Annotated in this window: 11 protein-coding genes; 5 read left to right on the top strand and 6 right to left on the bottom strand. The window is 62.3% G+C overall.

Translation table 11 applies throughout. From position 1 onward, the window contains the following. Positions 1 to 178 precede the first annotated feature (178 nt). Positions 179 to 1,180, bottom strand: a complete 1,002-nt coding sequence (locus ACVJNE_RS09070) for a 2-hydroxyacid dehydrogenase (RefSeq protein WP_499564839.1) — start codon at positions 1,178 to 1,180, stop codon at positions 179 to 181. A 182-nt stretch (positions 1,181 to 1,362) separates the two neighbouring features. Here ACVJNE_RS09070 and ACVJNE_RS09065 point away from each other — a divergent pair, with 182 nt between their 5' ends. Next, entirely contained in the window at positions 1,363 to 1,920 is a 558-nt protein-coding gene (locus ACVJNE_RS09065) for an SH3 domain-containing protein (RefSeq protein WP_173188005.1), read from the top strand. Positions 1,921 to 2,186: 266 nt separating this feature from the next. Here the strand turns inward: ACVJNE_RS09065 and irrA are convergent, their stop codons facing one another. Further along, positions 2,187 to 2,612 carry an iron response transcriptional regulator IrrA gene (irrA, locus tag ACVJNE_RS09060; RefSeq protein WP_173188007.1) on the bottom strand — a complete coding sequence of 142 codons (426 nt, stop codon included), beginning with the start codon at positions 2,610 to 2,612 and terminating at the stop codon, positions 2,187 to 2,189. Positions 2,613 to 2,843: 231 nt separating this feature from the next. Here irrA and fabA point away from each other — a divergent pair, with 231 nt between their 5' ends. From fabA to ACVJNE_RS09040, 4 genes are all read left to right on the top strand, one after another. Beyond that, on the top strand, positions 2,844 to 3,359 hold the full coding sequence (fabA, locus tag ACVJNE_RS09055; RefSeq protein ID WP_173188009.1) for a 3-hydroxyacyl-[acyl-carrier-protein] dehydratase FabA: 516 nt from the start codon (positions 2,844 to 2,846) through the stop codon (positions 3,357 to 3,359). Positions 3,360 to 3,396: 37 nt separating this feature from the next. After that, a complete protein-coding gene (gene fabB, locus ACVJNE_RS09050; RefSeq protein WP_499564837.1) occupies positions 3,397 to 4,617 on the top strand; it encodes a beta-ketoacyl-ACP synthase I in 1,221 nt (406 codons plus the stop codon). Between the two features lie 13 nt (positions 4,618 to 4,630). Then, positions 4,631 to 5,437: an enoyl-ACP reductase FabI gene (fabI, locus tag ACVJNE_RS09045; protein ID WP_499564835.1), complete on the top strand. Its 807-nt coding sequence runs from the start codon at positions 4,631 to 4,633 to the stop codon at positions 5,435 to 5,437. Between the two features lie 96 nt (positions 5,438 to 5,533). After that, positions 5,534 to 7,066 carry a putative bifunctional diguanylate cyclase/phosphodiesterase gene (locus ACVJNE_RS09040; protein ID WP_499564833.1) on the top strand — a complete coding sequence of 511 codons (1,533 nt, stop codon included), beginning with the start codon at positions 5,534 to 5,536 and terminating at the stop codon, positions 7,064 to 7,066. A 7-nt stretch (positions 7,067 to 7,073) separates the two neighbouring features. On the opposite strand, the gene ACVJNE_RS09035 is transcribed toward ACVJNE_RS09040, so the two are convergent. The 4 genes from ACVJNE_RS09035 to ACVJNE_RS09020 all read right to left on the bottom strand — a co-directional run bounded on the left by ACVJNE_RS09035 (position 7,074) and on the right by ACVJNE_RS09020 (position 12,803). After that, a complete protein-coding gene (locus tag ACVJNE_RS09035; protein ID WP_499564831.1) occupies positions 7,074 to 8,096 on the bottom strand; it encodes a class I SAM-dependent methyltransferase in 1,023 nt (340 codons plus the stop codon). A gap of 76 nt (positions 8,097 to 8,172) precedes the next feature. Beyond that, positions 8,173 to 10,323: a polyribonucleotide nucleotidyltransferase gene (pnp, locus tag ACVJNE_RS09030; RefSeq protein WP_173188015.1), complete on the bottom strand. Its 2,151-nt coding sequence runs from the start codon at positions 10,321 to 10,323 to the stop codon at positions 8,173 to 8,175. A 279-nt stretch (positions 10,324 to 10,602) separates the two neighbouring features. Next, a complete protein-coding gene (gene rpsO, locus ACVJNE_RS09025; protein WP_173188017.1) occupies positions 10,603 to 10,872 on the bottom strand; it encodes a 30S ribosomal protein S15 in 270 nt (89 codons plus the stop codon). Positions 10,873 to 11,030: 158 nt separating this feature from the next. Next, positions 11,031 to 12,803, bottom strand: coding sequence for a sensor histidine kinase (locus ACVJNE_RS09020; RefSeq protein ID WP_499564829.1), 1,773 nt, complete (start codon positions 12,801 to 12,803; stop codon positions 11,031 to 11,033). Positions 12,804 to 12,872 lie beyond the last annotated feature (69 nt).

Below are 12,872 nucleotides of genomic sequence, written 5' to 3'. Positions count from 1 at the left end.
CTCGCACCTCAGGATGAGGGAGGTGGTTTGTCGGCCCCACAGAACAGTGCACTCGATGCTCAACGTTCCTCATCCGGAAGAATGTTGGAGATCGAGCCCACAACATGGTCGGCACTAGAGCCAACCTTCCTCATCCTGAGGTGCGAGCGGAGCGAGCCTCGAAGGACGCACCTACCGCCTAAACCCGGGACGGCAGGACGCGGTCCGGGGGGCGATGGCCGTCGAAGAAGGTGCGGATGTTGATAATCACCTTCTCGCCCATATCGATGCGGCCCTCGATGGTGGCCGATCCCATATGCGGGAGAATCACCACCTTCCCCTTGGCGGCAAGGCGGACGAGCTTGGGGTTCACCGCCGGCTCATGCTCGAACACGTCGAGGCCCGCACCGGCCAGCTTGCCGGTCTCCAGCATCGTCACCAGCGCATCCTCGTCGATGATGTCGCCGCGTGCGGTGTTGACCACGTAAGCGGTCGGCTGCAGCAGCGCCAGCCGCCGCGCCGACAGCAGATGGAAGGTTCCCGGCGTCGAGGGGCAGTTGACCGAGATGATGTCCATGCGGGCAAGCATCTGGTCCAGGCTGTCCCAATAGGTTGCCTCCAGCGCATCCTCGGTAGCGGGAGCGACGCGGTGGCGATTGTGGTAGTGGATCGAAAGGCCGAAAGCCTTGGCCCGGCGGGCAACGGCCGTGCCTATGCGGCCCATGCCGACGATGCCGAGCCGCTTGCCCCAGATGCGCCGGCCGAGCATCCAGGTCGGCGACCAGCCGGCCCATTTGCCATCATCGCTCAGCATCGCCGCACCTTCAGTGAGACGGCGCGGCACGGCCAGCATCAGCGCCATGGTCATGTCCGCCGTATCCTCGGTCAGCACATTGGGCGTGTTGGTGACCATGATGCCTTTGGCGGCGGCGGCGGCTACATCGATATTGTCCACTCCGTTGCCGAAATTGGCGATCAGCTTGAGGTTCTCGCCGGCCTGAGCGATCAGCGAGGCATCGATTCGATCGGTGACGGTTGGCACGAGCACGTCGGCTTCCTTGACCGCAGCGACAAGCTCCGGCTGGGTCAGCGGCTGGTCCTCAACATTCAGCCGTGCGTCGAAAAGCTCCCGCATGCGGGTCTCGATCGCATCCGGCAGCTTGCGGCTGATCACGACGAGAGGCTTTTTCCTGCCGGCCATCAGTTCCTCGAATCCGGGTCTTGTTGAGACCTCTTTAACCAAGATTGGCGACACTTGGGAATGGCGTCGGCCCGGTCGCGGTTCTCGATCCTGTGTATCAAGCCGCCCTGCCGATGACAAAGAAAAAGGGCCGGTGGCAATGCCGCCGCACCCGAGCAGACTTGGGTATCGTGGGTAAGGTCATGTCTTCACGCATTGTGTTTCGTGCGCTTCTGTGCAGCACGCTGGCACTGGTTTCGCTGGCTACCGTCTCCGTGACTGTCCCCCTGGGACAGGCGGCCGCACAAACTGCGGCGGTCGGCCCCAGCGGATTGCCGCTGCCGCGCTTTGTCAGCCTCAAATCAAACCGTGTGAACCTGCGCATCGGGCCCGGCATCAACTATCCGGTGGACTGGCTCTATCTGAAATCGGGCGTACCGATGGAGATCATTCAGGAGTACGACAACTGGCGGCGTGTACGTGATGCGGATGGCGCGGAAGGCTGGATCAACCAGTCGCTGCTGTCGGGCCGGCGCACGGCGGTGGCAGCACCCTGGCAGCGCGGCGAGGATACAGAACTGCTGCTGCGCACCGATCCGGACACGACGTCGCGCATCGTCGCCAAGCTGGAGCCTGGCGTGATCGGCACGCTCAAGACCTGTAACGGGCAGTGGTGCGAGATGGAATTTTCCGGCCATCGCGGCTGGATCAGCCAGACCCAGATCTGGGGCGCCTATCCGGGCGAGACCTACAAGGACTGAGGCTTCGCTGCTTGGCACCGCTCGTGTGTGGAGTGGGTGCGTCCTTCGAGGCTCGCCCGCCAAGACCTTTCTCTAACCTTACATCGAGACACATGGCTCGCACCTCAGGATGAGGAAGGTCGTGGCCATCGGGCGCCGGTTCTGGAAGGCTATGGCATTTTCGGCTGGGCACGACCTACCTCATCCTGAGGTGCGAGCCCGCAATCCCTTGCAATGTATGATATTGCAACCGGTGGGCGAGCCTCGAAGGGCGCACCCGAAAACAACTACCGTGCCTTTGGCCTCAGGCGCACGACGATGTCGACATTGGCGATTTCCATGCCTTCCGGAGGTTCCGGGAGGTTGTGGACCGAAACCGGGCCGGTCTCGATGTCCATCACCCGGTTTTCGCCCTCGATGAAGAAATGATGATGGTCCGACGTGTTGGTGTCGAAATAGGTCTTTGACCCTTCGACGGCCAGAATGCGCAGAAGGCCGGCATCCGTGAACTGGTGGAGCGTATTGTAGACCGTCGCCAGCGACACGGCCACGCCCGCAACGAGGGCTTCCTCGTGCAGCTCCTCGGCCGAAAGGTGCCTGTCTCCCTTGGCAAACAGCAACTCGGCCAGAGCAATGCGCTGCCGCGTCGGCCGCAATCCGGCATCGCGGACGCGCGTCTCGACTTCGGCGGGTTGATTGCAGTCAGTTTCCATCAAGCCGATTTGCTTCCCTGCTCGACGCCGCGGACCCGATTCGGGCATTTCTCCATACGGCAATGTTGTCAATATATATTCGGTCGCAGAAATGCGATCAATAGCGGCACATTGACCCTCGATGATGCGCAAGATAGAGCGCGTCGGTGGTTTCCTGTCCGAAACAGTCTGTGATAGGGGATGGCCCTGACAGGCAGTGACAGAGCCCGGACGGTGAAGGGACGGAGGACTATGGTCGAACAGAAATCGAGCTACGATTACGAAGATCTGCTTGCCTGCGCACGCGGCGAGCTGTTCGGGCCGGGCAACGCCCAGCTTCCCTACCCGCCGATGCTGATGTTCGACCGTATTACCGACATCAGCGAGACCGGAGGCGAATTCGACAAGGGCTATATCCGCGCCGAACTCGACATACGCCGCGACCTCTGGTTCTTCCCCTGCCACTTCATCCAGAACCCGGTGATGCCCGGCTGCCTCGGCCTCGACGCCATGTGGCAGATGACGGGCTTTTTCCTGGGCTGGCTGGGCGAACCGGGCAAGGGCATGGCCCTTTCGACCGGCGAGGTGAAGTTCAAGGGCATGGTCACGCCTTCGGTCAAGAAGGTCGAGTACGGCGTCGATTTCAAGCGCGTGATGCGCGGCCGGCTGGTGCTCGGCATTGCGGACGGCTGGCTAAAGGCCGATGGCGAACCCATCTACAAGGCCACCGATCTGCGCGTCGGCCTTGCCAAGCAGGAAGCCGAATGAGCGGTCGGCCAACGACATCGAATTCAGGGAGCGTCAGATGAGACGTGTAGTCGTAACGGGCCTGGGCATCGTTTCCTCGATCGGGAACAATGCGGACGAAGTGCAGGCATCGCTTCGCGACGCCAAATCCGGCATCAGCTTTTCCAACGATTTCGCCGAGCACGGTTTCAGGTGCCAGGTCTGGGGGGCACCAACGCTCGACCCGACCGAACTGGTCGACCGCCGCGCCATGCGCTTCCTGTCCAAGGGCGGGGCGTGGAACCACGTCGCGATGGAACAGGCGATCGCCGATGCGGGCCTCGAAGAAGGCGACATCACCAACGAACGCACCGGCATCGTCATGGGCTCGGGCGGACCTTCGACACGTATGATCGTCGAGGCTGCAGCGATCACGGAAAAGAACGGCAGCCCGAAGCGGATCGGCCCCTTTGCCGTGCCGAAGGCGATGTCGTCCACCGCATCGGCGACACTGGCGACCTGGTTCAAGATCCACGGCGTGAACTACTCGATCTCGTCGGCCTGCTCGACCTCGGCACACTGCATCGGCAACGCCTACGAGCTGATCCAGTGGGGCAAGCAGGACATGGTCTTCGCGGGTGGCCACGAGGATCTCGACTGGACGATGTCGAACCTGTTCGACGCCATGGGCGCGATGTCGTCCAAGTTCAACGACCGGCCGGAAGTCGCTTCGCGCGCCTATGACCTGAACCGCGACGGGTTCGTCATCGCCGGCGGCGCGGGGGTTCTGGTGCTCGAGGAACTGGAGCACGCCAAGGCGCGCGGCGCGAAGATCTATGCCGAAGTCGTTGGCTACGGCGCAACGTCGGACGGCTACGACATGGTGGCGCCTTCCGGCGAGGGTGCGGTTCGCTGCATGCGCCAGGCACTTTCGACCGTGAACGGCGACGTCGACTACATCAACACGCACGGCACCTCGACGCCCGTTGGCGATTCCCGCGAGATGGGCGCGATCCGCGAGGTCTTCGGCGACAAGCTGCCGAACATCACCTCGACCAAGTCTCTGACTGGCCATTCGCTGGGTGCGGCCGGCGTGCAGGAATCGATCTACTCGATCCTGATGATGCAGGGCGGCTTTATCGGCGAAAGCGCCCATATCGAGGATTTCGATCCCGAATTCGAAGGCATGCCGGTAGTGCGCAAGCGCATCGACAACGCCAAGATCGATACCGTACTCTCCAACTCCTTCGGCTTCGGAGGCACAAACGCGACGCTGGTCTTCCAGCGCCATCAGGGCTGACAGGACCATACGCATGGACGGACTGATGAAAGGCAAGCGCGGCCTCGTGATGGGGGTCGCCAACGATCACTCGATCGCCTGGGGCATCGCCAAGCAGCTCGCGGACCATGGCGCTGAGCTGGCCTTCACCTATCAGGGCGAGGCTTTCGGTCGCCGGGTGAAGCCGCTTGCCGACCAGGTTGGCGCAAAGCAGGTGCTTCCCTGCGATGTCGAGGACAGCGAGAGCGTGGCCTCGGTGTTCGACACGCTGAAGAGCGAATGGGGCTCGCTGGACTTCGTCGTCCACGCGATCGGCTTTTCCGACCGCAACGAGCTCAAGGGGCTCTATGCCGACACCACGCGTGAAAACTTCGTTCGCACGATGGTGATTTCCTGCTTCTCCTTCACCGAGGTGGCGCGAGGTGCTGCGGCGCTTATGGAGAATGGCGGATCGATGATCACGCTGACCTATGCGGGTTCGGTGCGCGTCATGCCGAACTACAACGTCATGGGCGTTGCCAAGGCAGGGCTCGAGGCCAGCGTCCGCTACCTGGCCAACGATTTCGGCCCGCGCGGCATCCGCGTCAACGGCCTGTCGGCCGGCCCGGTTCGCACGCTTGCGGGCGCGGGCATCTCCGATGCGCGGCTGATGTATGGCTACCAGCAGCGCAACTCGCCGCTGCGCCGCACCGTGTCGCACGAGGAGGTCGGCCGGTCGGCTCTCTACCTGCTGTCCGATCTTTCGTCCGGCGTGACCGGCGAAATCCACTATGTGGATTCCGGCTATCACATCGTTTCCATGCCAACGCTGGACGAACTGAAGCGCACCGACGAAGGCTGAAACTGCACAACCGGCAAAAAACCAATTCTAATGAACCCCGGAAACGGTTCTTAAGGAATAACAGATATATCCTGCCAGGGTTCAGGGGACTCTGGCATGGACAAAATGCATAATCCGGTAAGAAGCCTTGGCTTCCGCCTTGCGACGATTGCGGTTACTGGCGTCTGCAGTTTCGTAATCGGCCTGTGGGGCATCAAGCTCGGCTTCGGTCCGCACATCGGCGGTGTACCGGCTGAACTGCTGAGCGCCATGCTTGCGACGCTGTGCGCGCTTGCCGCGTCGCTTGCCGTCATGTCGTTCTTCGCTGGCGTCGAGGAATCCGCGGCCTATGTCTACAAGGAAACGCAGCTCGACAAGCTGACCGGGCTGCACGCCCGCACGGCAATGATCGGCAAGATCGCCGAATCTGCTTCAGTGACCATCCGCTCCGGCGAGCCGGTTTTCCTGATCGATATCGACATAGACCGGTTCAAGCAGATCAACGAATCGATCGGCTACAGCCACGGCGACCAGCTTATCCGGGTATTCGCCCAGCGGCTGAAGGACCTTCTGCCCGAAGGCACCGAAATCGGCCGTATCGGCGCCGGCGAGTTCGCGGTTCTGATCCCCGATACACCGGATACGGGCTCCGTCGACACGCTCGTCGAATATCTCATCGACAATCTCATGGAGCCCTACCAGCTTCCCTCGCACCTGCAATCGGTGAACCTGTCGGTCGGTATCGTCGCCATGCCCAAGGACGGGCTGGACCCGGTGATCCTGCTGCGCCGTTCGAACCTGGCGCTGCAACATGCGCGGGCGGGCGGCATCGGCAACTGGTCGGTTTTCCACCAGCAGATGGGTCTCGTCGCCGAATACAGGCAGTGGATCGAATCGGAACTCCACACCGCATTCGAGCGTGGGGACTTCGTCGTCCACTACCAGCCACAATACGATCTGCTGAGCGGCAAGATCGTCGGCTATGAGGCGCTTGTGCGCTGGCGGCATCCCGAGCGAGGCATGATCCCACCGCAGGAGTTCGTGCCGATCGCCGAAGAAACGGGAATGATCGCGCTTATCGGTGAATGGGTATTGCGCAAAGCATGCGCGGACGCCCACCTGATGCCACCTGAATGCTTCGTGGCCGTGAACATCTCGACCGTCCAGTTCATGACCAAAGACTTCCTTGCGCAGGTGCGGGCCGTCATCAAGGCGACGGGCATCGAACCGCACCGACTCGAGCTGGAAGTCACGGAAACAGCCATGATGCAGGACCGAGACCGGGCCGCTCAAATTCTGGAGGAACTCGCCAGAATGGGGATCTCGGTAGCCGTGGACGATTTCGGCACCGGTTATTCCAATCTTTCCTATCTGATCGACTTCACGTTCAAGAAACTGAAGATCGACCAGTCATTCGTCCGCCGGCTTGAGACGGACGCCAATTCGGGCGCCGTCGTTTCGACCATCGTGGGTCTGTCGCGCGCGCTTGGCGTACGCACGATCGCCGAGGGCGTGGAGACGGAAAACCAGGCAACGCTGCTCAAGGCCGCCGGCTGCGAAGTCGTCCAGGGCTATCTGTTCGGCAAACCGGCTCCATTGCAGGTGCGCGAGACCCATGTTGAGCCTCCGCGACGGGTCGCAACGGCGTAGCGCGGGATCATCGCACTGCCCAAAGCACCTTGAAGCGCGTATCGCGCACCGTCTCACCGTGGCGCGCAAAGGCGCTTTCCAGCACAGCTTCGTAGGGTAGCTGCCGATTGGCGACCATGTACAGTCTGCCGCCCGGCCGCAGCGCAGCACTGGCAGCCTCGATCATGCCCTCGCCGATCGACGGTTCCGCTGCCCGTCCCTGATGAAATGGCGGGTTCATCACGATGACGTCGTATCTGCGTTCGACGGGCTCGGCCAGCAGATCGTACCAAAGAACCCGGCTTTCGACGCTGCGCACAAGGTTGTTCATATTAGCCTTGGCTGCGACACAGGCTGAAAAGCCTGCCTCGAACAGCTCGATCGTGCGGATGGCAGGCGCACGCTCGGCCAACTGGACGGACAGATAACCCCAGCCGGCACCGAAGTCGGCTGCATCGCCTTCCAGCTTCTCCGGCAGGTTCTCGGCCAGCAGTTTCGAGGCCGGATCGATGTGTTCCTGCGAAAAGACACCAGGCACGGTGAGAAACCCGCCATCCAGCAGAAGGGGCGGGTTGGCTGCCTCCAGCGCCTCAATGGCGGCATCGGTCGATTCCGAGCGCGTCATCCAGAAGACAACGCCATGGTTCTTCGATGCGTGATCGTCGATCGGCATCAGGTCGGCGAGGCGCTTGCGCAGGCTTGCGGCACCATCGGTCTTGCCGCCTGCAACGACGATGCGCGCGCCTTCGCGCGTACGCTTGAGCGCCTCGGCGACCCATAGTTCATTCTGGCCGCGATGGCGCCCCGTCAGGACCAGCGTGAGATCATACCCTTCGCCTTCGGGCTGCGGAACCACCGTGTGGGTTCCCCCCTCAAGCGCACGGAATATCGGGCGAAAATCCTGTTGGAGCGTGACGTTTTCAGGGAACCTCTCCGGCAAAACGAAGCCGGAATCTGCATTGAGAAAGAGAACCCTGGCGTCAGCACCCGGCCCTTCCAGCAATCCCGTATCGAAAGGATGAAAAAGGGTCTTGAGCGTTCCGTCGTTCATTTCTGGCAGTCCTTACATGAGAAACGGGCGCAAGCCTTTCGGCTGCGCCCGCCCCCCTAAAGCAGTCAGTCAGATATCAGGCGTCGGCCTCTTCGGCGTCTTCCTTCTTCTTGTCCTTGGCAAGTTCCTTACCGGTCTCCTGGTCAACGACCTTCATGGAGAGCCGCACCTTGCCGCGCTCGTCGAAGCCCATCAGCTTGACCCAGACCTTGTCGCCTTCCTTGACGACGTCGGTGGTCTTCTGGACGCGCTCCGGCGCGAGCTGCGAGATGTGGACGAGGCCGTCCTTGGGGCCGAAGAAGTTGACGAAGGCGCCGAAGTCGGCGGTCTTGACGACCGTACCCTCGTAGATCTCGCCGACTTCCGGCTCGGCAACGATGGTGTGGATCCACTTCTTCGCCGCCTCGATCTCCTTGGCGTTGGACGAAGCGATCTTGACCGTGCCGTCATCCTCGATGTTGATCTTCGCACCGGTCTTTTCGACGATCTCGCGGATCACCTTGCCGCCCGAGCCGATCACGTCGCGGATCTTGTCGGTCGGAATGTTCATCACCTCGATGCGCGGCGCGAACTCGCCGAGCTCCGAACGGGCGCCGGTCAGGGCCTTGCCCATCTCGCCGAGAATGTGCTCGCGGCCGCCCTTGGCCTGCTCGAGCGCGACTTTCATGATCTCCTCGGTGATGCCGGCGATCTTGATGTCCATCTGCAGCGAGGTGATGCCGGCGCTGGTGCCGGCAACCTTGAAGTCCATGTCGCCGAGGTGATCCTCGTCACCGAGAATGTCGGAGAGAACCGCAAAGCGCTCGCCTTCGAGGATCAGGCCCATGGCGATGCCGGCAACCGGCTTCTGGAGCGGCACGCCGGCATCCATCAGCGCCAGCGAGGTGCCGCAGACGGTCGCCATCGAGGACGAGCCGTTGGACTCGGTGATCTCGGAAACCACGCGCAGCGTGTACGGGAACTGCTCGGCGGCTGGCAGCATCGGATGAATGGCGCGCCAAGCAAGCTTGCCGTGGCCGATCTCGCGACGTCCCGGAGAGCCGATGCGGCCGGTCTCACCCACCGAATAGGGCGGGAAGTTGTAGTGCAGCAGGAAGGCTTCCTTGCGCGTGCCGGTCAGTTCGTCGACGAACTGCTCGTCCTCGCCGGTGCCGAGCGTTGCGACGACAACCGCCTGCGTCTCGCCGCGGGTGAACACGGCAGAGCCGTGTGTGCGCGGCAGAACGCCGACTTCCGAAACGATCGGGCGAACCGTCTTGAGATCACGGCCGTCGATGCGCGAACCGGTGTCGAGGATGTTCCAGCGCACGATCTTGGCCTGGAGCTCCTTGAACACCGAGCCGACCTGCTCGGCAGTCCATGCAGTGTCGTCCGCGCCCTCGGGCAGCAGCGTAGCCTTCACCTTCGCCTTGGCGGCGTCGACGGCGGCGTAGCGGGCCTGCTTGTCGGTGTTCTTGTAGGCGGCGCGCAGTTCGTCCTCGATCAGGCCGAGCATGGTCTGCTCGAGTTCCTTGAGATCGGGCGCAACGTGGTCGCGTGGGTCCTTGGCAGCCACTTCCGCCAGCTTGATGATGGCGTCGATGACCGGCTGGAAGGCCTTGTGGCCGAACATGACGGCGCCGAGCATGATCTCCTCGGAGAGCTCGTGGGCCTCGGATTCGACCATCATGACCGCATCGGTCGTGCCGGCCACAACCAGATCGAGTTTCGATTCCGGCATCTCGTCGATGTGCGGGTTCAGCGCGTATTCGCCACCGATATAGCCGACGCGGGCAGCCGCGATAGGGCCCATGAAAGGCACGCCCGAGAGCGTCAGCGCGGCCGACGTCGCGACCATGGCGAGGATATCCGGATCGTTCTCGAGGTCGTGCTGGAGAACGGTGACGATGATCTGGGTGTCGTTCTTGTAGCCTTCGGCAAAGAGCGGGCGGATCGGCCGGTCGATCAGGCGCGAGGTCAGCGTTTCCTTTTCGCTTGGACGGCCTTCACGCTTGAAGAAGCCGCCGGGGATCTTGCCGGCCGCGAACGTCTTTTCCTGGTAGTTGACGGTCAGCGGGAAGAAATCGAGGCCCGGCTTCGGCTCCTTGGCGGAAACGACCGTGGCGAGCACAACCGTTTCGCCGTAGGTGGCGAGTACGGCGCCGTCGGCCTGCCGCGCGATCTTGCCGGTTTCCAGAATCAGGGGGCGACCGCCCCACTCGATTTCCACTTTGTGATGATTGAACATTTCTTGTCCTTCAATACGGGAACGGGGCGCGCCAGCTCTTGCGGCACGGAGAATGTTCCCTTGCTTCGTTGCAGGACGAGCCACGGGCAAGACAACGGGACGCTTCGCTTTGAAGAGGGCGGCGGAAACCGCCAAAAGCGCCCTGCAATCCTGCCCCATGACCCTGTCCTGGGGCGGCTCCGACATACTGCCTTGTCCGTTGCGGAGCCGGGCGGGCGGCATGTGGGCCACCCATGTGAAAGGCCGGCGGACCCTCGCGGAACCGCCGGCCAAACTGACTTATCGGCGCAGGCCGAGCTTCTCGATCAGCGTCTGATAACGGGCTTCGTCCTTGCGCTTGAGATAATCAAGCAGGCTGCGCCGCTGTGAGACGAGGGCAAGCAGACCACGACGGGAATGGTTGTCCTTCTTGTGATCCTTGAAGTGTTCGGTCAGGTTCTTGATGCGCTCTGAAAGAACCGCCACCTGGACTTCCGGAGAACCGGTGTCGCCCTTCTTGGTCGCGAACTCGCTCATCAATTCCTGCTTACGCTCTGCGGTAATCGACATCGCGCTTTTCCTTATATGTTGGAGGAAACGGGTCGCCCACAGCCAGGATGTCGTCCAGCAGGGGCCGGTGAACATGCGCTCAAATGCGGATGTTGCGGGGCATATAGTGTAAAATCCGCTGGATTGCCAGCGAAATCGCCGAGCCGGCGCAAAGCCCGTCAGGGTTCGTCCCGGTCGCCCTCGGCATCTGCCCGTTCGGGTTCCAGCCGCGCGATCGGTATCGTGAAACGGCATTCGAGCCCGTTGGGGTGAATGACGCGCTCGATCTGCGCGTCCAGCGTTCCGCCGAGCATGCGCTCGATGACCTCCGTGCCGAAGCCGGGCGTGACTGTGCGCCGACGCAGACGGGGCACGAATTCGCGCCAGAGAAGATCGAGCTGCCCCTGGCTGCGCTTCCACTGGATCGTCAGCCGGCCGGAAGGTGTGGCGAAAGCCCCGTATTTGGATGCGTTCGTGGCCAGTTCATGCAGTGCCAGACCCAGCGTCTGCGCCGCCTGGTTCGAGAGGCGGAACGCGGTGCCCTTGATCTCCAGGCGCTCGCCGTCGCTTGGCCGGAAAGGTTCGATCTGCGCTTCGATCAGCTCACGCAATTCGACACCGACGGCGCCGCCGGCAATCAGCAGATCGGTTGAACGGGCCAGCCCATGCACCCGCTTTTGAAAGGCATCCTGGAATGCCGCGAAGGTGCGCGCATGACGGGCCGTCTGCTTCGCGATGGACGATACGACGGTGAGCTGGTTCTTTGACCGATGAGCGACTTCCCGCATGAGGAAGCGAATCTCGTTTTCGGCAGCCTGACGATCTACAGATGCTTGCGCCAACGCCAGAGACACGGTGGAAATCTCGGCAACAGGATACTCTACCGGCTCGACCCTTTCGCCCGCGCCCAAGCGACGCGCATCGCGCGCAAGCCGGCGGATGGGCTTCGATATCTGACGTCCGAGCACCCAGGCAAGCAGTGCGCCAAGGGCGATGATGGTGAGGCCGCCTAGCGCCAGCACCCGCAAGGTGCGTTCCAACGGCGCCTGAACCACGGCGGTGGGCGCCCACACGATGGTCTCCCAATCGCTGCGCGACGAGGAAGACCGTATCGTTTCGTAAGACTCGCCTTCAAGCTCGACGGAATCGCGCACCGTCGACCCCGCCTCGGATTTGCTGGTCGCTTCAGCCAGAAAGAAGGGCTTGCCGATGTCGGAGGTCATGTATGATGAGGTAAGCACCGTGCCGTCGCCATCCACCAGCACCGCGTTCCAGCCGCCGCGCAAATTCCGGCTTGCAAGCGAATCCGACAGACGTTCCGCATCCTGTGTCAGTATAAGCAGGCGCACCTGCCCGGTATCGACGCGCACGGGGAGGATTACATTGAAGACCCAGCGCTGGGCGGTCTGCCCATAGAATGCGCCAGAGACCGCCGGTTCGGCGCTCGCCAGCGCTTTGCGTGCGGTTTCGACATCCGAGATCTTTCCCAGAGGCGAGCCAAAGGGGACACGCGTATTCATAAGCTGGTTAAGGTTTTCGTCAGTGACGATGAGAAACGCGTCGGACCCCTCGAGCGCCTTGCCGGCCCGATAGTAGAAATCCGCGAGGTTTCCGCTGCCGATGGCACGCGACGTGGCGAGAACGCGCAGCGTCGTCAACATGCCCGAGAGCTGGCGATCGACGGTTTCAGCGATTGAACCGGCTGTCGCCTCGGCAAGCGTCGAGACCATTTCCTGCTGGGCCTGGTTGTTGCGCTGGAGAAGCATCACCGCGAAAATCAGCGCGGGGATGATGATCGCAGCCATCAAAAGCGACAGGATCGCACCCACCGAAATCTGGCCTATGCGGTTGCGCGACTTGGCCGCCGACGACGCAGGCGCCTCCGCCTCGGCAGGCTCTGGATTGTGAGCAGGCCGCTTCTTTTGCGACACCTGACTGGTACTATCGCTCATTTTCCAGATTCATCCACGGAATGCATGGGACAGACAATGCCCGCTGGCGCGCGGTTTCGCCAGAGGAAA

It is taken from the genome of Mesorhizobium sp. DxT, assembly GCF_058448885.1.
This window is presented reverse-complemented; position numbering and strand designations above follow the sequence as displayed.